Annotated in this window: 15 protein-coding genes, 1 tRNA gene and 4 pseudogenes; 8 read left to right on the top strand and 12 right to left on the bottom strand. The window is 48.6% G+C overall.

The features are described from left to right. Positions 1-46: 46 nt before the first annotated feature. From CRI63_RS19820 to uvrY, 4 genes and pseudogenes are all read right to left on the bottom strand, one after another. Positions 47-122 (bottom strand) — tRNA-Gly (locus tag CRI63_RS19820). 151 nt (positions 123-273) lie between these two features. Further along, positions 274-823 (bottom strand): annotated as a pseudogene (gene pgsA, locus CRI63_RS19815) (CDP-diacylglycerol--glycerol-3-phosphate 3-phosphatidyltransferase). A 56-nt stretch (positions 824-879) separates the two neighbouring features. Next, positions 880-2712: an excinuclease ABC subunit UvrC gene (gene uvrC, locus CRI63_RS19810; protein WP_135520535.1), complete on the bottom strand. Its 1833-nt coding sequence runs from the start codon at positions 2710-2712 to the stop codon at positions 880-882. After that, positions 2709-3365, bottom strand: coding sequence for a UvrY/SirA/GacA family response regulator transcription factor (gene uvrY, locus CRI63_RS19805; RefSeq protein ID WP_064529316.1), 657 nt, complete (start codon positions 3363-3365; stop codon positions 2709-2711). The genes uvrC and uvrY overlap by 4 nt, the downstream gene beginning before the upstream one ends. Positions 3366-3720: 355 nt before the next feature. On the opposite strand from uvrY, the pseudogene CRI63_RS24545 reads away from it, so the two are divergent. Then, positions 3721-3802: pseudogene (locus CRI63_RS24545) on the top strand (hypothetical protein); the annotation flags it as partial. A gap of 23 nt (positions 3803-3825) precedes the next feature. After that, positions 3826-4050, top strand: coding sequence for a DUF2594 family protein YecF (gene yecF / locus CRI63_RS19800; RefSeq protein WP_000106474.1), 225 nt, complete (start codon positions 3826-3828; stop codon positions 4048-4050). A gap of 66 nt (positions 4051-4116) precedes the next feature. Here the strand turns inward: yecF and sdiA are convergent, their stop codons facing one another. The 4 genes from sdiA to dcyD all read right to left on the bottom strand — a co-directional run bounded on the left by sdiA (position 4117) and on the right by dcyD (position 7487). Further along, positions 4117-4839 carry a transcriptional regulator SdiA gene (sdiA, locus tag CRI63_RS19795; RefSeq protein ID WP_130208555.1) on the bottom strand — a complete coding sequence of 241 codons (723 nt, stop codon included), beginning with the start codon at positions 4837-4839 and terminating at the stop codon, positions 4117-4119. A gap of 229 nt (positions 4840-5068) precedes the next feature. Next, positions 5069-5821: an L-cystine ABC transporter ATP-binding protein TcyN gene (gene tcyN / locus CRI63_RS19790; RefSeq protein ID WP_130218658.1), complete on the bottom strand. Its 753-nt coding sequence runs from the start codon at positions 5819-5821 to the stop codon at positions 5069-5071. Beyond that, the gene (gene tcyL / locus CRI63_RS19785) at positions 5818-6486 is read right to left on the bottom strand and encodes a cystine ABC transporter permease (RefSeq protein WP_130223595.1); all 669 of its coding nucleotides are present in this window, start codon (positions 6484-6486) and stop codon (positions 5818-5820) included. The genes tcyN and tcyL overlap by 4 nt, the downstream gene beginning before the upstream one ends. Before the next feature lie 14 nt (positions 6487-6500). Beyond that, a complete protein-coding gene (gene dcyD, locus CRI63_RS19780) occupies positions 6501-7487 on the bottom strand; it encodes a D-cysteine desulfhydrase (protein ID WP_135520533.1) in 987 nt (328 codons plus the stop codon). Between the two features lie 240 nt (positions 7488-7727). On the opposite strand from dcyD, the pseudogene CRI63_RS24540 reads away from it, so the two are divergent. From CRI63_RS24540 to CRI63_RS19765, 3 genes and pseudogenes are all read left to right on the top strand, one after another. Continuing rightward, positions 7728-7859: pseudogene (locus CRI63_RS24540) on the top strand (integrase); the annotation flags it as partial. A 440-nt stretch (positions 7860-8299) separates the two neighbouring features. Further along, on the top strand, positions 8300-12274 hold the full coding sequence (locus CRI63_RS24760) for an autotransporter outer membrane beta-barrel domain-containing protein (protein ID WP_135520531.1): 3975 nt from the start codon (positions 8300-8302) through the stop codon (positions 12272-12274). A gap of 23 nt (positions 12275-12297) precedes the next feature. Beyond that, a pseudogene (locus CRI63_RS19765) lies at positions 12298-12543 on the top strand (integrase core domain-containing protein); the annotation flags it as partial. Positions 12544-12564: 21 nt separating this feature from the next. On the opposite strand, the gene tcyJ reads toward CRI63_RS19765, so the two are convergent. The 4 genes from tcyJ to CRI63_RS19745 all read right to left on the bottom strand — a co-directional run bounded on the left by tcyJ (position 12565) and on the right by CRI63_RS19745 (position 16397). Next, complete coding sequence (gene tcyJ, locus CRI63_RS19760) at positions 12565-13365, bottom strand: cystine ABC transporter substrate-binding protein (protein ID WP_135520529.1); 801 nt, start codon at positions 13363-13365, stop codon at positions 12565-12567. 87 nt (positions 13366-13452) lie between these two features. After that, positions 13453-14004: a flagella biosynthesis regulatory protein FliZ gene (fliZ, locus tag CRI63_RS19755; RefSeq protein ID WP_130208735.1), complete on the bottom strand. Its 552-nt coding sequence runs from the start codon at positions 14002-14004 to the stop codon at positions 13453-13455. 45 nt (positions 14005-14049) lie between these two features. Continuing rightward, the gene (gene fliA, locus CRI63_RS19750) at positions 14050-14769 is read right to left on the bottom strand and encodes an RNA polymerase sigma factor FliA (RefSeq protein ID WP_064529323.1); all 720 of its coding nucleotides are present in this window, start codon (positions 14767-14769) and stop codon (positions 14050-14052) included. Positions 14770-15086: 317 nt separating this feature from the next. Further along, positions 15087-16397, bottom strand: a complete 1311-nt coding sequence (locus CRI63_RS19745; protein ID WP_135487637.1) for a FliC/FljB family flagellin — start codon at positions 16395-16397, stop codon at positions 15087-15089. A 246-nt stretch (positions 16398-16643) separates the two neighbouring features. On the opposite strand from CRI63_RS19745, the gene fliD reads away from it, so the two are divergent. Genes fliD through fliT form a run of 3 tightly spaced genes read left to right on the top strand, consistent with a single transcriptional unit; the run spans position 16644 to position 18883 of the window. Continuing rightward, on the top strand, positions 16644-18059 hold the full coding sequence (fliD, locus tag CRI63_RS19740) for a flagellar filament capping protein FliD (protein ID WP_135520527.1): 1416 nt from the start codon (positions 16644-16646) through the stop codon (positions 18057-18059). Positions 18060-18074: 15 nt separating this feature from the next. Continuing rightward, the gene (gene fliS, locus CRI63_RS19735) at positions 18075-18485 is read left to right on the top strand and encodes a flagellar export chaperone FliS (RefSeq protein WP_130208571.1); all 411 of its coding nucleotides are present in this window, start codon (positions 18075-18077) and stop codon (positions 18483-18485) included. Then, a complete protein-coding gene (fliT, locus tag CRI63_RS19730; protein WP_130257635.1) occupies positions 18485-18883 on the top strand; it encodes a flagella biosynthesis regulatory protein FliT in 399 nt (132 codons plus the stop codon). The genes fliS and fliT overlap by 1 nt, the downstream gene beginning before the upstream one ends. Positions 18884-18902 lie beyond the last annotated feature (19 nt).

Here is an 18902-nt window from a genome sequence, read left to right as displayed (position 1 = left end):
CAGGCTTTTCAGCCAGACATCCGCTTAATGCCGATGCCTTTTAAACTGGAGCGGGAAACGAGACTCGAACTCGCGACCCCGACCTTGGCAAGGTCGTGCTCTACCAACTGAGCTATTCCCGCAATCATCAAGCAATCAGCTAATCACTTGATTTTATTATCGTCTGGCAATCAGTGCCGCCGTTCGATGCGTTGCATTCTACTTACCTGACGCGTTGAGTCAACGATATTTTTCACCACTTTTGATCGTTTGCTGAAATTTGCGTCGAAACGATCACTGATCAAGCAAATCTGCGCGAGCAGCGCTCAAAATATTGCAACATTGACCAGAGTGTCAGCACCGCAGCCACAAAGAAAAGAGCAATACCGGCGTACTCAACCCAAATATTCGGGCGCCACAGCAACCAGGCCAGCGCGACCATCTGGGCAGTCGTTTTGACTTTACCAATCCAGGATACGGCCACACTGCTACGTTTACCGAGTTCAGCCATCCATTCACGCAGAGCAGAAATGATAATTTCACGGGCAATCATCGTTGCCGCCGGTAAGGTCACCCACCAGCTATGATAATGCTCGGTTACCAGCACCATGGCGATGGCGACAAGCACTTTGTCTGCTACTGGATCAAGGAAGGCACCAAAACGGGTACTCTGGTTCCAGCGACGCGCCAGAAAACCATCGAACCAGTCAGTCACCGCCGCGACGCAGAAAATGAGCGCGGCAGCAAACGGCGACCAGGTAACAGGTAGATAAAAAACCAATACAAAGAATGGGATAAGGATGACACGGAACAGTGTGAGCAACGTAGGGATATTAAATTGCATAATGACGGGTAACTATCTGTTGTCAGTAAGATTACCCCTATGTTGCTACAGAGACATCAATGTTTCAACGACCAGAAGATCTTTTCTGCCAGACCTTGCGAAATACCCGGCACTTTTGCAATTTCTTCGACGCTGGCGTTACGTAAACCTTGCAAACCGCCCATATATTTCAACAACATTTGCCGACGTTTTGGCCCGACGCCTTCAATGGTTTCCAGGGTGCTGGTATTTTTGACCTTCGCCCGTTTTTTGCGATGTCCGCCAATCGCATGATCGTGTGATTCATCGCGAATATGCTGGATGACGTGCAACGCAGGCGAATCTGGCGGTAAGCTAAAGCCCTCGCCTTCAGGCTCGAAGAACAATGTTTCCAGCCCAGCCTTACGGTCGGCCCCTTTGGCAACGCCAAGTAACAACGGATGGTTTTTATCCCAGGGGACGTCCAGCTCGGCGAAGACATTTTTCGCCTGCGCAAGTTGTCCTTTGCCACCATCAATCAGGATCACGTCCGGAATCTTACTGTCATCGATGGCTTTACCATAACGCCGACGCAGCACCTGATTCATCGCCGCATAATCATCGCCCGGCGTAATGCCATTGATGTTATAGCGCCGATACTCCGCACGCAGTGGGCCATTAGCATCAAACACCACGCACGAGGCAACGGTTTGTTCGCCCATCGTATGGCTGATATCGAAACATTCCATCCGTTTCACTTCCGGCAATTTCAACACGCTGGCAAGCGCTGTCAGTCGCTGATGAACGGTTGATTGCTGCGAAAGTTTGGTGGTTAACGCTGTTGCTGCATTCGTCCGCGCCAGTTTCAGGTAACGCGCCCTGTCGCCACGCGGTTTGGTCTGAATGTTAATCTTGCGCCCCGCCAGTTCTGATAATGAATCGGCGAGCAGCGTTTTATCGCTAAGATTAAAATCGAGCAGGATCTCTCCCGGGAGAGTGCGCATCTGGCTGCCCTGTAAATAGAACTGACCAACAAAGGTTTCCACGACTTCGCCCAGTTCCGTACCGCCCGGCACCTTCGGGAAATAGCTACGGCTACCGAGCACCTTGCCCTGACGAATAAACAAAACATGGACACATGCCATGCCAGCATCGAACGCCACGCCAATAACATCAAGGTCGTCGCCCGTATTAGAGACAAATTGTTTTTCGGTGACGCGTCGCACCGCCTGAATTTGGTCGCGAATACGTGCCGCCTCTTCAAACTCCAGATTCTGGCTGGCTGTTTCCATGCGGCTAATCAGTTGCTTAAGCACCTGATCGTCTTTACCCGATAAAAACAGGCGCACATATTCAACCTGCTGGGCATACTCTTCTTCGCTAACCAACCCGGCCACGCACGGCCCAAGACAGCGCCCGATCTGGTATTGCAGACATGGACGCGAGCGATTGCGATAAACGCTATTTTCGCACTGGCGAATAGGGAAAATCTTTTGCAACAACGCCAGAGTTTCACGCACCGCATAACCATTCGGGAACGGGCCGAAATACTCTCCCGTGGCGTGCTTCGCACCGCGATGCATCGCCAGACGTGGATGTGTATCGCCACTGAGGAAAATAAAGGGGTAAGATTTGTCGTCGCGTAACAAAACGTTGTAACGCGGCTGATAGAGTTTGATGTAGTTGTGTTCCAGCAATAATGCTTCGGTTTCAGTATGAGTCACCGTGACATCGATTTGCTGGATCTGGGCGACCAACGCTTCCGTTTTGCGCGAAGCGAGATTGCTACGGAAATAGCTTGAAAGCCGTTTTTTCAGGTCTTTCGCTTTACCGACATAAATAACCGTACCACCAGCATCATACATGCGATATACGCCCGGCTGGCTGGTGACGGTTTTTAAAAACGCTTTTGCGTCAAACTGAACACTCACTGACTTGTTAACGTCTCCGCATTACACAAACCATGGCGAATAGCCAGGTGAGTCAGCTCAACATCGCCATGAATGTTTAATTTACTGAACATACGGTAGCGATAGCTGTTCACCGTTTTCGGGCTGAGATTAAGCTGTTCTGAAATCTCATTGACCTTCTGGCCTTTGGTAATCATCAGCATAATCTGCAATTCGCGTTCAGACAAACTGGCAAATGGGCTTTCTGTTTTTTCTGGTTCGATCTGGCTTAACGCCATTTGTTGCGCAATGTCAGAAGCAATGTAACGCTGCCCAGAATAGACAGAACGAATCGCGCTCACCACCTCCTGCGGGGCCGCACCTTTGCTTAGATAGCCCGCAGCGCCAGCCTGCATGACTTTTGCTGGTAAAGGGTTTTCGGTGTGAACCGTAAGCATGATGATTTTGACATCTGCGGTTGAACGGGCGATTTTACGCGTCGCCTCAAGGCCGCCAATGCCAGGCATACTCATGTCCATTAGCACCACGTCGACGGAATTTGCCCGGCACCACTTAACGGCATCTTCACCACAGGAAGCCTCACCAACGACTTTAATACCCTTTATATCTTCCAGAATGCGTCGTATCCCTGCGCGCACCAGTTCGTGGTCATCAACAAGTAGAACGTTGATCAAAGGAATATCTCCAGAAATAGGGATAACGCTACTGATAGTTAGTCATCCGTATATTAGCGGGTTTTATTGCAACTTTGAAACGTTAAAAATGGTGGGTATTCGATTTTTCTCTCATTTTTGATAATTCGATTGTCCACAGTTATGGTCACGTCCGTCACCAAAAAGCTTCCGCTGCGTTGTAACCTGCCGGTTAGACTGAAATGTGACAAAAATTGACTTCATTCAGCACAAATGAAAAATCATCAGCATGAATATGTAACATTAATTAACTCAATAAATACGCACAAAAAACATTCATGATATAAATATTTATTAACCACTATATTAACTAATTTAATATCAATGATGATTCAGCGACCAAAAAACAACCACTGCTATTTTTAGCAAAGCTTATGGTATACTCCGCCGCCTTTAACATTTTTTACTGCAAATTTTGATTGCAACATGACGAGGAAAATAAATGAGTACGCCTGATTTTTCTACTGCCGAGAATAATCAAGAACTGGCAAATGAAGTCTCCTGCCTGAAAGCGATGCTGACGCTGATGCTGCAGGCGATGGGACAAGCTGACGCGGGCCGCGTGATGTTAAAGATGGAAAAACAGCTTGCGCTGATCGAAGACGAAACCCAGGCTGCGGTATTTTCCAAAACGGTTAAGCAAATTAAACAGGCCTACCGTCAGTAATATAAAACCGGCTGAAAGCACACCTTTCAGCCGGTTTTACACCTGGCACGCAGAATGTAATAGAGGTCATATTAAGCCAGTTGCGGCGGCGTAACAGGCAACCTGGGTCTTATTCGGCGCGTTGATTTTTTTCTGCATGTTTTTCTGATGAAAATTAACCGTGTTCTCGGAGATTGACAAGATCATCGCAATCTCTGCCGATGTCTTACCTTCCGCGGTCCATTTCAAAATTTCCTTTTCCCGCTTACTGAAATTCATCTCCGGCGTCATCACTATTTGATCATTTAAACGCATCAGCGCCATCAGACTTTCGCGCACCAGTAGCTGCATTTTTAATTGCAGCTCATCACTAAGAACAGGTATTTCGCGCGTACTGCTACGAGAAAATGACAAAAATCCCAACGCCCGGTTCGGTAGCATTAAATACTGAGTAACTCCCCTGCGTAAACCATGTGCACGCGCAGCCTCCCATAATGGCTGGGCTTCACTGAATAAGTCATCATTCCACAATAAATGGCCCTGACTGAAGTTTTCAGGGTTGAGCACGGGATCAATAGCGAGAAAGTTTTTTGCCTGATAATAACTAACCCACGACTCAGGGTAATTGGTGTAGAAAGCCACTTTGGGTCGCGTGAATGGCACCGGGTGGCGAACACATAACGAATAGTAATCGTACTCGAGCTGCTGAGCCTGAAGCTCTATTTCATGGTAGACCTCTTCTGCGGCCTCCATCCTCTGAAAGCGCGACAGCATTGTGCGACGCCAGCTAAAAAAATCCGTATCCTGCATAGTAAACCGCAATGCCCCTGAGAGTGAGTATCATTTATACTGAAAACTCAAGCTATCACATAAATAAGATTTATATATAATTTATATTATTCAGATAATGAATTACTTTTGCAAGACATCGCATTCTCTTATGTTATTAATGAGTTATGCTGATTTATTGACCGTTTATTGAGTCTTCAGAAGAGTGGTTCGCCCCGGTCACTAACTCACCGGGGCTGATTTTTTCTTATTATTGCAGTAGAAACTTCTCGAGAAACTGGCGGGTACGGGGCTGCTGTGGATTGGCAAATAACGCTTTCGCCGATCCCTGCTCTACTATCCGCCCCTGGTCCATAAAGATCGCGCGGTCAGCAACATCTCGGGCAAAGCTCATTTCGTGTGTCACAATCACCATTGTGCGCTTTTCCTGCGCCAGCTGGCGGATAGTATTCAGGACTTCGCCCACCAACTCTGGGTCCAGTGCCGAGGTTGGCTCATCAAACAAAATCACCTCGGGGCGCATCGCCAGCGCTCGGGCAATCGCCACACGTTGCTGTTGACCGCCAGATAAACGACGTGGATAGCTGGTTTCTTTGCCTGCAAGGCCAACTTTCGCCAACAACTCACGTGCGCGCGCCGTGGCTTCCTCTTTAGGTTCACCTTTGACAATCACCGGCCCTTCAATAATGTTTTCCAGCACCGTACGATGCGGAAACAAATTAAAGTTCTGGAAAACAAAACCAACGTGCTGGCGCAACTGACGAATCAGGGATTTTTGCTGACTTAACGAACGCGCGGTATCAATGGTGATATCCCCGACGGTAATCGTCCCCGCTTCTGGTTGTTCCAGCAAATTTATGCTGCGTAGCAACGTGGTTTTTCCGGATCCGCTTGGACCTATAATCGCCACCACTTCGCCGGTTTTAACCTCCAGATCTATGCCATGCAGCACCGTCTGACCGTGGAATTTTTTCACCAGGTTTTTAACGTCAATGGCACTCATTTTGGATCCCTCTCCTGGCGATTAAGTTGATTCTCAAAATGGTTCTGCAACGTCGATAACACCGTCGCCATAATCCAGTAGATGAGCGAAGCCGCCAGATACATGGTGAAAACTTCCAGTGTGCGCGAAGTAATCAACTGCGCCTGACGGAACAACTCTGGCACCTGAATCGTCGCAGCCAGAGAAGTATCTTTTACCAGGCTGATAAAACTGTTCGACAGCGGCGGCAGTGCTACCCGCGCGGCCTGTGGCAAAATAGCACGACGCATAGTTTGCCACGGCGTCATGCCGATACTGGCAGCCGCCTCCCACTGACCTTTATCAATGGACGAAATCGCTGCCCGCAGCGTTTCGGCTGCATAGGCGGCGGTGTTCAGTGACAGGCCAATCATCGCTGACGGAATCGGGTCTAATTCAATACCAAACTGAGGTAAACCGTAGTAGATCATAAACAGCTGTGCGATGAGTGGCGTACCACGGAAGATGGAGATATAAAAACGCGCCAGCCAGCGCACAGGCCAGACGGGCGACAAGCGCATCAGCGCGAGAATAAATCCCAGCAGTAAGCCAAAAAACATGCCGCCGATGCTGAGTTGCAGCGTATACCCTGCCCCTTTCAACAGGAACGGCAGAGAATCAATAACCAGTTGTATACTTTCTTGCATGAGCATTTCCGGCGCTAAACGTGGGGATGATAGGCGAACAGTGCAGGCGCGCCCCCGGTATGAATAAACAGAATCGGTCCTTCATCTTTGAAGCGTTTCTGACTTATACCATCAATCAGCCCCGCCATCGCTTTTCCGGTATACACGGGATCAAGCAGAATGCCTTCCAGACGCGCCAGCAGTTTCACCGCCTCCATGCCTTCGTCATTCGACACACCGTAGCCAGGCGCAAAATAGTCATCCCAGAGGAAAATTTCCGCTGATGCAGTCAGCTCCAGTTCTTTCGCAATCGCCTGTTGTAGGCTAACCACTTTCGGCAACTGGTCAGCAACAGAACGTGAAACAGTCACGCCAATCAGTTCTGTTTCAGGCATCAGTTGTTCCAGCCCTACAGCAAGCCCGGCGTGAGTTCCGGCACTGCCTGATGCCACCACCACCGACGATATGTTAACCGCCCCTTCACACTGCTGGGCGATTTCCAGCGCACTCTCCACATAGCCCAACGCGCCTAAAGCATTGGAACCGCCAACCGGAATGACGTATGGGCGAAAGCCTTGCGCTTCGACGCGAGTCGCTAACTCTTCCAGTTGGGCATCAGGATTGGTCAGCGCATCGCACATTTCAATCTGAGTATTGAACAGATCCAGCAACAAGCGGTTGCCGTTGGTTAAATAGTTTTCTGCGGTAGTGCCAATGGGATTTTCCAGCAGCGCCACGCAATGCAGACCAAGTTTTGCGGCCACTGCGGCAGTCTGGCGCACATGGTTAGACTGAATCGCTCCGGCTGTAATCAGTGTGTCGGCACCTTCGCGCAAGGCGTCTGCTGCGAGAAATTCCAGTTTGCGTAACTTATTTCCGCCCATTGCCAACGGGGTGACGTCATCCCGTTTGATGAAAATGTCCCGCCCGAGATAATCAGAAAAACGTGGCAGATATTCGAGCGGTGTCGGTGCGCCGATAAACTCCAGCCGTGGAAAACGAGTTAAATTATGCAATGGCATAAAAGCCTCCGATGTGTGTTGTTGTGATCTTGTTATTATGCACGCTGGAAACGTATAAATAAAAAATGCACCGATTAAAGCGCCCTTTTTTGTCATTATGCCCCGTCCAGAATAGCGTTGACACGTTCCCGACTGTGAGTTCAACCGAGGGATGCAACACACTGGTTGAACCGATCTGTGAGTGATTCGTACTCTGGAGTTTTCTCGGTCTTTCGTTGAGCATATGGCAACTGTAGTACCCATGGATACCGGGCGATAGCAGATAGTGTGTTAATAGAATCAGATTTGTGGTCCCGTGATACTGTTGAATGTCCGATGGGTCATCAGGAACGTAACGGTGTAAAGGCTGCTTATGTCCATAAAGCAGAAAATCTGATGTCCCCTGGTTACGGGGATAACTTCTCCTGGCATCTTAGGTTGATCAATCCTGGTTATCCATACCCGTTCATTAATATGGTAATCATTATCTCTGCATTAATTATTATTTATATCCAGGTCTGTTTTTAGGATAAAAATATTATATTCCCTGCCGATATTTTCAGGCACTTTTCTTATAAAAAAGCAGAGAAACACTCACTATCTAAAATTACACCAATCAATAAACAAACTAACATCCAGAAAACATTACAATTTCAAATTACTCGTCAAAAAAAATCAACCTGATTGCTTGAGATGGATTTTTTCTGTTTATTTGCAATAATGCTCGCATCGATCATTTGTATGATGATTAGATAATACATATTATTTCTCAATGGCATTTACACAGCCAAAACATTTAACCCACCATTCTTAAACAAGAAATTGGAGCTTTTGTGAAAATCAAAATTAATAAAAAAGAAAAGTTTTATGTCTATATAAAAAACAGAAAAACATTCGGCGTAACACAAGAGGGAATGAAGACAACATTACTATTCAGCCTTATATCTGCCACTCTGGCCATTCAGCCTGCTTTGGGAGCCAAAAAGGAGGTTACTCTTTCTGAAGGAAACCCTGCTGAAATATCTGAACATATCATTGGTGCTGATGGCCCGCAGGATAGGTTGGGTAGTGATGATGGAGAAGCCGGTGAAGATGCTCTCATTGTTAATGTTGTACCCGGTTCGTTACAGGATGAAAATATCCTGACAATTAACAGCGGAACTTACATTAGTGGCGGTGAAGGCGGATGGGCTGGTCATGATGATGATCATACTATGAAGGGCGCTGCAGGAGGCCAGGGCGGCACAGCTATTACTGGAAATAATTTTACTCTTGTTAATTCTGGTGATATTTCCGGTGGTAAGGGGGGTTGGGGAGGTTATGGTAATGGCGGAGGCGATGGAGGTGAAGCGGGTACCGCTATTTCCGGAGATGATCTTACCATTACGAACAACGGTAGCATTACGGGTGGCAATGGCGGAATGCCTGGAGCCAGTGGTTATGGCGATGAGAGCGGTGGTTTAACGGGGACTCCTGCTGTTGGTGGGACTGCCATATCTGGCAATAATCTTCAAATAAGCAATAACGGAAACATCACTGCCGGGCAAGGTAGTAGTGGTGCCTGGTGGGCGGTATGGGGGCCTTCTGCCGGCACAGGAGGGAATGGAGGCACGGCAATATCCGGAAATAATATGGAGATAACAAATAATAATCACATTACAGGTGGCCAGGGGGGGGATGGTGCTCGCGGTGGTGAAGGTAGTGTCGAATTTTCTACCGTTCCGAATATTAATGGGAGTACCGGTGGTAGTGGTGGTATTGGAGGGTCTGCTATATATGGTAATAATATTAAGATAAATAATACGGGAGATATAACTGGCGGACAGGGAGGCACTGGTGGTGAAGGTGGTAGCGGTGGTACAGATGAATATGATCACACTGACTCAGCGCCCCTTGGTTCTGGTGGTACGGGAGGTATTGGTGGCACCGGGGGGATTGCCATATCTGGAAATAATATGGAAATAAATAATTATGGAAATATTATTGGTGGAAATGGCGGCACTGGTGGTAATGGTGGCTATGGAGGGCGTTCCCATGAAAATAATAAAACTGGTGCCGGAGGTAATGGTGGCAACGGAGGTAATGGTGGTACTGCTATCTCCGGGAGTAATATCACGATAAATAATCATGGCAGGATATTGCCTGGGAGTGGCGGACAGGAAGGTGAAAGTAACGTTATCTTCTCCGGAGGAGTATCTGGTAACAGAGGGCAAGATTGTGATACCGCAATATCTCTGAATGGTGGAACTAACTCGTTGAATCTCTTCGCTGGTTCTGTCATTCAAGGTGATATTGTTTTGAATAATGTTGAAAATAATGCTGATGGTAATTCTCTGTCCATTACAAATAAAGACTCCGCCAGCTCTGAGATAAAAGGCAATCTGAGTGCGGGTACAGGTACACATGTTTCCGTTTCGGGAGCTGATGTCACCTTTAGCGGAAGTTCGGTATTTGACACAGATTCATCGCTAAATATAGGTACAGGTTCCAGTCATTTAACTGCCAAAAGTATTCAGTTCAATAACGGTGCAGTGCTTAATGTTGATACTGCCATGACAATATGGAAGCAAAATGAGTACGGCTTGTTGACGACCTCCGACGGCATAACAGGGCTCTCTGAAAATAATATTTATCAGCATAATAATCTACTGAGTGATGGTGCTGAAGACTATGTTTTAACATCACTTAGTGGTAACGGGCAGACAGTAAAAGAGGTGAGTTCTTCTCTGAAGTGGAATGACCCTTCAGGAAATGGATATGGCACGTTTGACCTGAGATATGGCGCGGTGTTAGAGCTGAAGGTACGACTTGCAGATAACAATGCGGCTCAGTTATCTCATGGCTGGGATGGAAAAACGCTGACCAAAGCCGGCGAAGGAACACTGATTCTGTCTTCCAAAAACACTTACACGGGTGTAACAGACATCCGCGGCGGCAATGTTCGCATGAACAGCAACAGTGCTCTGGGGCAGACCAGCGAGATTCGTCTGGCAGACGACACCATGCTGGACATGAACGGTCACAGCCAGACCGCAGGTAAACTGAACAGCGCAGCAGGTTCCATACTGAACATTAATGGCGGTAATCTGACCCTCACAGGTGGAGGCCTGTCTGCAGGTACCCTCATCGGCTCTGGCTCCCTGAACATCAGCGGTGGCGTGTTCGATATTACTGGTGCCAGCCGCGCCCTGAATGCCACCATTGCTATCGCAGATAAGGCAATAGTGAAGGTGCTTAATACTGACGGACTGGGAGCAGGCTCGGTTAACACTGCCGGCACACTGATTCTGGGCAAGGCTGATGCACCTGTCATGCTTGCTAACAGCCAGGTCACCATCGCTCAGCAGGGGACACTCTCCGGCTCTGGTGGTGTCGCCGGGAACGTAACCAACAGCGGTACTCTTGACCTGAGAGCCGATGCTCCGGGTAATGTACTGACGATCGGGGGTAACTATACCGGTAATAATGGCTTACTGCTCATGAACACCGCTCTGGGGAATGACAACTCCGCAACAGACAAACTGGTAATCAGAGGCGATGCTTCCAGTCAGACCCGTGTGGTTGTTATAAATGCAGGTGGTACCGGAGCACAGACACTGAACGGTATTGAGTTGATTCATGTCGACGGAAATGCTGACAGTGCTGAATTTATTCAGGCCGGGCGTATTGCCTCCGGGGCTTATGACTACACGCTGGGACGTGGTCGGGGAAGCAACCGTGATAACTGGTATCTGACCAGTGGTAAAAACACTCCGTTCCTGCTGCGCGCTCTGAAAGCAATGCAACCCCCTGCCCCTGAACCTGCTCCGGGTGGTCATGACAACGACCTGCGCCCGGAAGCTGGCTCCTATACGGCGAACATGGCTGCCGCAAACACCATGTTCGTATCCCGTCTTCATGAACGCCTGGGGCCGATGCATTACACCGATGTGATTACTGGTGAGCAGGAAAAAACCAGCATGTGGATGCACCATGAAGGGGAACACAACCGCTGGCGTGACGGTACAGGTCAACTGAAAACACAGGGTAACCGTTACGTCCTGCAGTTGGGCGGTGACCTGGCTCAGTGGAGCCGGAACAGCTCTGACCGCTGGCATCTGGGAGTTATGGCTGGTTACGGTAATGACCATAACAATACAGATTCTGTACGTACCGGATACAGGTCAAAAGGCAGTGTGAAAGGATACAACGCAGGTCTGTATGCCACCTGGTATGCTAATGATGAGACACATAGCGGGGCTTATCTGGATAGCTGGGCACAGTACAGTTGGTTCGATAACGATGTGAAAGGTGACGGCCTGCCGGGGGAATCCTGGAAATCAAAAGGTCTGACAGCCTCACTGGAAACCGGTTATGCCTGGAAAGCCGGTGAGTTTACCGGCAGCCATGGCAGTCTGAACGAATGGTATGTCCAGCCTCAGGCTCAGGTTATCTGGATGGGCGTAAAAGCTGATGAGCACCGCGAACGCAATGGTACCCGTGTTGAAAGCACCGGTGACGGTAACGTCGGTACCCGTCTGGGCGTGAAGACCTGGATTAAGGAACACAGCAGAATGAATGACGGCAAATCCCATGAGTTCCGTCCGTTCGTTGAGGTGAACTGGCTGCACAACACCCGTGATTTTGGCACTCGCATGAACGGTGTGACGGTACATCAGGACGGCGCCAGCAATATCGGAGAAGTAAAAACCGGTGTTGAGGGGCAGATAAATGACCATCTGAACCTGTGGGGCAATGTGGGTGTACAACTCGGTGACGAGGGATACAGCGACGCCTCTGCCATGCTGGGTATGAAGTATACATTCTGAACCGGGTAGTGGAGTAGCCAGCTCTTTATCAGTCAGTGCATGAGAGAAACGGGATAACCTGCTCAATGACCGTTGGTTATGACTGCGACCAGAATGCGCTGGCTGAACGAATAAACGGGCTCCTGAAAAACTCGCGTCCTGCAGATCCGGAAAAAAGTAAAAAATCCGTGGCTATTTATAACCATGAGCGGCCACACCTGGCACTAAAATACAAAACGCCCGATGAAGTTCATCAGGCGTTTTACAGACAAAAAACTGTCAACTTATAGCAGGGCCCGTCAATACGTTGATTACTTGGTCACATCAGCACCAAACCATTTTTCGGAAAGGGCTTGCAAGGTTCCATCTTTTTGCATTTCTGCAATGGCATCGTTGACTGCTTTCAGCAAGTCTTCGTTACCTTTACGCAGTGCGACACCTGACTCCTGGCGGGAGAAGGCTTCGCCAGTTACTGCCAGCGTATCATTGGTTTTCTTCACCAAATCCAGCGCCGCCAGACGGTCAACCAGGATAGCATCAATACGGCCTACGCGCAGATCCTGGTACTTGGTCGGGTCGTCATCATAGGTGCGCACATCAACACCCTGAACATTCTGACGCAGCCACTCTTCATAATTGGTGCCTAAACCAACACCAACTTTTTTACCTTTCAGGTCGTCTGCGGTTTTTATTGTGCCTTCATTACCTTTTTTCACCAGCGCCTGAATACCGGAAATGGTGTATGGGGTAGAAAAGTCGTATTTTTTCTTGCGTTCATCAGAAATGGTGACCTGGTTAATCACCACATCGATGCGTTTAGAATCCAGTGACGCCAGCATCCCGTCCCATTTGGTCGGTTTTAATGCGGCATCAACGCCCAGATGTTTTGCCAGTTGTTGGGCAAATTCCACTTCAAAACCAGTCAACTTGCCGTCATCGCCCTGAAAGCTAAACGGCGGGTAAGTCCCTTCCAGTCCCACCAGCAACGTGCCACGCTCTTTTACTTTATTGAGCAGGCCTTCGTTGGCAAAACTTTTCACGCTCATACCCGCAACCAGCGCCACGGCCACAACGCCCATCAACGCCTGATGTCCCAGATGTGCTAGTTTCATATTCACCCCGAATGTTGTTTTGTTGGTTTGCAGTGTAGAGCTATTGTTTGTAAACACAAAAACAAGTCTGCTACATCTTATTCTTATTTAATATATATCAGAAGCTGACATGCAGGGGGAATTCTGCGCAAGATCACCGCGGGTTTGCGTCTGGTAACACTGATACTTACGTAATGCGATGCGGTAATTATTGGTGCTTGTGGTGGGTAGCCATGGCGCCAGGTTTTCATCAAGAAAACCATCCTGCAGCAGGTCGGTGGAAATATCTTGCTCGCTTAAATAATTACCCAAACGACGCAGACGCACCACATACTCGCGCACAGTACCGGGGCTCATTTCAGTATGGTCAAAGAGAAATTGCTTGAAGCCGATAATATCAAAAAAATCACTCTGCGTTTTGCAGTGTAAATCGCCGCAAAAACGACACAACGCGGACCATGATTTTTGTTCTTCCTGCCAGCCATTTTCATCAAGCAGTGTATCGAGACGGGAAATCTCGATTTTATTCACTATTTTGCCGTCGCGAACCAGCGTAATGCGATCAAGTAGTTTACGGCAAAATGCGCAATGGGTTTGACTGTGTTTAAAGTCTTTAAGATAGCGACTCAATGGCCGCCTTTTCTGGTGCTGCATCATTATTAAGAACTCCTGGTATTCAAAATTAATGTGCGGCATTTACTTAAGTTATAACTTACCCAGTTTGGTGCGTAACCGTTTAATGGCCTGACTGTGTAACTGACTGACCCGCGATTCACCAACTTCCAGCACCGCGCCAATCTCTTTGAGATTAAGCTCTTCCTGGTAATAGAGCGTTAATACTAACTGTTCACGCTCCGGCAACATTTCGATGGCTTCCATTACCCGTTGACGCAAATTACTTTCCAGTAATTTTTGTAACGGGTTTTCGCGCTGATGATCGTCACTTACCAGTTCAATACTATCGCCGTGCTCTTCACGCCACTCATCGTAGGAAAAGAGTTGGCTGTTATTAGTATCAAGCAACATTTGTCGATAATCGGCGATTTCGATCCCTAAACGTTCTGCCACTTCAGTTTCTGTGGCGTTACGGCCAAGTTCCTGTTCCAGTTGCCCCATTGCCTGCGCCACTTCACGCGCATTGCGTCGCACGCTTCGTGGCACCCAGTCACGGCTGCGAAGTTCATCCAGCATAGCACCACGGATTCGCTGCACTGCGTAAGTTGTAAATGCCGTTCCTTGCAGGGCGTCATAACGTTCAACGGCATTAAGTAATCCAATGCCGCCCGCCTGTAGGAGATCATCAAGTTCTACACTCGCGGGCAGTCGGACCTGCAGGCGCAATGCTTCGTGTCGCACCAGCGGGATATAACGCTGCCACAGCGAGTATTTATCCATTACACCTTCAGCGGTATAGAGTGATTTCACGATAAACAACCCTGCGTTATATAAGTAATCGGCATAATTATCCGTTTCTGCAGGTTTTTTAATCGGACGATTAATGGGTGAAATAAGCGGTTATTTAGGGTGATCGGTAAATAACGAGCAGAATAACCCCGCCGGAAGCGGGGTTAAGAGATCTGACAAGGTACGCTTTATCTTGCTGGATGCTGTGTAAATGCCTTATCCAGCCTAGACGAATATGCAAATTTAATTAATTGCGATTCACCTTGTAGGCCTGATAAGCGCCGCGCATCAGGCAATTTGGCGTTTGTTGTCATTATCGGTTAGTCAGGTTTTGGCGATTAACCTTGCAGCAGAGACAGAACTTGCTGCGGCACCTGGTTAGCTTTAGACAGCACGGAGTTACCCGCCTGCTGGATGATCTGCGCTTTCGACATGTTGGACACTTCGGTCGCATAGTCGGCGTCCTGAATACGGGACTGCGCTTCAGACAAGTTGGTGGTGGTGTTGTTCAGGTTAGTGACCGCAGAATCCAGACGGTTTTGAACGGCACCGAGGGAGGAGCGGAAAGTATCAACTTGCGAGATAGCTTTGTCTAAAAGTGCCAGTGGATCAGCAGAAGAAGCCCCTGAGAACTGTGCAGTCGGAGTTGCAGTAGATAATTCAACAACAACTTTGTTCCCTGTGGCTGTTGCTGCAGTGTCGTCATCAAGCGCTGTTGTAACCGTTGTAGCGTAGTTTTTACCCTGGAATGTTACATATCCCGCAGCCGCGCCTTTAGAGTCAGCGGCAACTTTAATCAGTTGATCTTTCTGAGTAGCAGCAGTCGTTAGTCCATTATCGGTGTCTTTATATTCGACATCGGCTTTATTCAACGTGACTTTACCGTTTGTATGATCAATCGATGCGGAGTAGAAATCACTGCCGGATTGAACGACGAACTGTGCAGTGGCAGCCCCTTTCGCATCCAGTGTATTGTGTAACGTCAGGCTAGAAACATCGACTGTTTTACCTGTCGCAGTAGTCAGATCTTTCGCAACAGCAGTGAAATCAACACCAAAGGGTTCCGTTCCTTTATCACCCGTAATTTGAGTAATGGAACTGCTAACATTCAGCGACTGACCCGAAACGGAGAAACCATTCAATCCCAGCGTTGAAGAATCAATTTTCTGCAAATCGATAGAGATGGTCTGCCCATCATTCGCGCCAACCTGAATCGCCATAGAACCGTTTTTAGCCAGCACATTCACGCCGTTGAACTGAGTCTGACCGGATACACGGTCAATTTCATCCAGACGGGATTTGATTTCGTCCTGAATAGAAGACAGGTCAGAATCAGAGTTAGTCCCGGTCGTCGCCTGAACGGTCAACTCACGCACACGCTGCAAGTTGTTGTTGATTTCAGACAGTGCGCCTTCTGCGGTCTGCGCCAGAGAAATACCGTCATTGGCGTTACGCGCGGCCTGAGTCAGCCCTTTAATGTTAGAGGTGAAACGGTTAGCAATCGCCTGACCAGCGGCGTCGTCTTTCGCACTGTTGATACGCAGGCCAGAAGACAGGCGTTCGATAGAAGTCGACAGCGCAGACTGGTTTTTGTTGATGTTGTTCTGAGTGATCAGCGAGAGGCTGTTGGTGTTAATGACTTGTGCCATAATTTTTATTCCTGTTTTTTAGCTCTACGGTTTAAGTATTGGGCTTCCACCCTTCGGCTTCGTCGCCGTCAACCCTGTTATCGTCTGGTCACTCACAACCTTTAGAATTTTTTTCTAGCCGTCGAAATACTCCCCTTCCTCGTTGCTGTTCGTGTCATTAAGCCAAAAAATAAATCGTAAACTTTGCCCCGCATCCGCCGATAACCCCGGTATTCGTTCTACATGTCGCATGATTAAGGAATATATATGGCTAGTATTTCAACGCTCGGGGTTGGGTCGGGGCTGGATCTCAGCAGCATCCTCGACAGTCTTGAGGCGGCAGAAAAATCTACCCTGACGCCGATATCAAAACAGCAAAGCTCGTACACCGCGAAACTGAGCGCCTACGGGACGCTGAAAAGCGCGCTGGAGAGTTTTCAGACCGCCAACACGGCACTGAATAAAGCCGACTTATTTACCGCTACCTCAACCACCAGCAGTTCCTCGGCTTTTAGCGCCACCACCACGGGCAGCGCGATTGCCGGAAAATACACCATTAGTGTCAGCCAACTGGCACAGGCACAGACGCTCACGACCCAAAACAGCCAAAAAGACAACAAAGCCGCCATCGCCACCGGCGATAGCGTCCTGACCATCCAGCAAGGCGGTGGAAAAGATCCCGTCACGATTGATATCAGCGCGGCTAACTCGTCACTCTCTGGCATCCGCGATGCAATTAACAACGCCAAAGCCGGCGTCAGCGCCAGTATCATCAATGTGGGTAACGGCGAGTATCGTTTGTCTATCACCGCCAATGATACCGGTAGCGATAACGCCATGAAACTGAGCGTCAGCGGCGACAGCGCCCTGCAAAGTTTTATGGGTTACAACGGAACGTCGGGTGATAGCAGTAATGGCATGATTGAAAGCGTCACCGCGCAGAACGCCAAACTTACGGTTAATAACGTTGAGATTGAAAACAGCAGCAACACTATCAGTGACGCGCTGGAAGATATCACTCTCAACCTGAATGACGTCACCACCGGTAATCAGACCCTCACCATCAGCAAAGACACCTCTAAAGCTGAAAATGCGGTTAAAGCGTGGGTGGATGCCTATAACACGTTACAGGATACGTTCAGCAGCTTAACAAAATACACCGCTGTCGATGCCGGGGCAGAAAGTCAGGACTCCAGCAACGGCGCGTTACTCGGTGACTCCACACTTCGCACCATCCAGACCCAGTTAAAAACGCTGCTTGCCAATACGCATAGCAGTTCGGCCTATAAAACATTGGCACAGATCGGTATTACCACCGACGCCAGTACCGGTAAGCTGGAAATAGCGACCGACAAGCTGCAAACAGCCCTGAAGAAAGATGCCGCTGGCGTAGGTGAAATGTTTATTGGTGACGGTAAAAGCACTGGCGTAACCACCAGCATTAGCAGCAACCTGACCAGTTGGCTCTCCTCCACCGGGATAATCCAGGCTGCAAAAGATGGCGTAAGCAAAACACTGAACAATTTGACGGATCAGTACAACGCTGCCAGTGAACGTATCGATACATTAATGGCGCGCTACAAAGCCCAGTTCACCCAACTGGATGTGCTAATGAACTCGCTTAACTCCACCAGTAGCTATCTGACACAGCAATTCGACACCTCAAATAGCAGCTCGAAATAATCTTCAGGAGAGACTATGTACAGCGCAAAAGGCACGCAGGCCTATGCACAAATTGGCGTTGAGAGCGCCGTGATGAGCGCCAGTCCACAGCAACTGGTTACCATGCTATTTGACGGCGTGTTGAGTGCGCTGGTAAGAGCACGCCTGTTTATGCAGGACAACAACCTGGAAGGTAAAGGCGTGTCTTTATCGAAAGCTATCAACATCATTGAGAATGGGCTGAAGGTGAGCCTCGAAGAAGAAAGCCAGGATGAATTAACCCAGAATTTAATTGCGCTCTATAGCTATATGGTCAGGCGTTTGCTGCAAGCGAATTTGCGTAACGATGTCTCCGCAGTAGAAGAAGTGGAAACGTTGATGCGCAATATTGCCGATGCCTGGAAAGAGACTTTACTCTCCCCTTCTTTGATTCAGGACCCTGTCTGATGAACCATGCACCGCACTTGTATTTTGCCTGGCAACAACTTGTCGAAAAAAGCCAGCTCATGTTACGCCTGGCGACAGAAGGACGATGGGATGAACTCATCGCCAGCGAAATGGATTATGTGAATGCGGTGCAACAAATCGCGCACCTGACGGAAGAGATGGAACCCTCTGCCATGATGCAGGAACAACTCAAACCGATGCTACGCCTCGTCCTGGACAACGAAAGCAACGTCAAGCAGTTATTGCAGGTCCGGATGGATGAGCTGGCGAAGCTGGTTGGTCAGTCATCGATGCAAAAATCCGTATTAAGTGCTTACGGCGACCAGGGCGGCTACGTACTGGCGCCGCAGGAGAATATCGTCAATTTTTCTCCCCATCTGAATTTTGGCAAAGCATAAAAGTTGGATTACTCGCGAA

The sequence above is a fragment of the Escherichia sp. E2661 genome (genome assembly GCF_004745185.1).
GTDB lineage: Bacteria > Pseudomonadota > Gammaproteobacteria > Enterobacterales > Enterobacteriaceae > Escherichia.
This window is presented reverse-complemented; position numbering and strand designations above follow the sequence as displayed.

Excerpts from the sequence above, each read along its gene's own strand:
- yecF (WP_000106474.1), top strand. The coding sequence starts at position 3,826 with ATGAGTACGCCTGATTTTTCTACTGCCGAGAATAATCAAGAACTGGCA.
- sdiA (WP_130208555.1), bottom strand. The coding sequence starts at position 4,839 with ATGCAGGATACGGATTTTTTTAGCTGGCGTCGCACAATGCTGTCGCGC.
- tcyN (WP_130218658.1), bottom strand. The coding sequence starts at position 5,821 with ATGAGTGCCATTGACGTTAAAAACCTGGTGAAAAAATTCCACGGTCAG.
- tcyL (WP_130223595.1), bottom strand. The coding sequence starts at position 6,486 with ATGCAAGAAAGTATACAACTGGTTATTGATTCTCTGCCGTTCCTGTTG.
- dcyD (WP_135520533.1), bottom strand. The coding sequence starts at position 7,487 with ATGCCATTGCATAATTTAACTCGTTTTCCACGGCTGGAGTTTATCGGC.
- tcyJ (WP_135520529.1), bottom strand. The coding sequence starts at position 13,365 with ATGAAACTAGCACATCTGGGACATCAGGCGTTGATGGGCGTTGTGGCC.
- CRI63_RS19745 (WP_135487637.1), bottom strand. The coding sequence starts at position 16,397 with ATGGCACAAGTCATTAACACCAACAGCCTCTCGCTGATCACTCAGAAC.
- fliD (WP_135520527.1), top strand. The coding sequence starts at position 16,644 with ATGGCTAGTATTTCAACGCTCGGGGTTGGGTCGGGGCTGGATCTCAGC.
- fliS (WP_130208571.1), top strand. The coding sequence starts at position 18,075 with ATGTACAGCGCAAAAGGCACGCAGGCCTATGCACAAATTGGCGTTGAG.
- fliT (WP_130257635.1), top strand. The coding sequence starts at position 18,485 with ATGAACCATGCACCGCACTTGTATTTTGCCTGGCAACAACTTGTCGAA.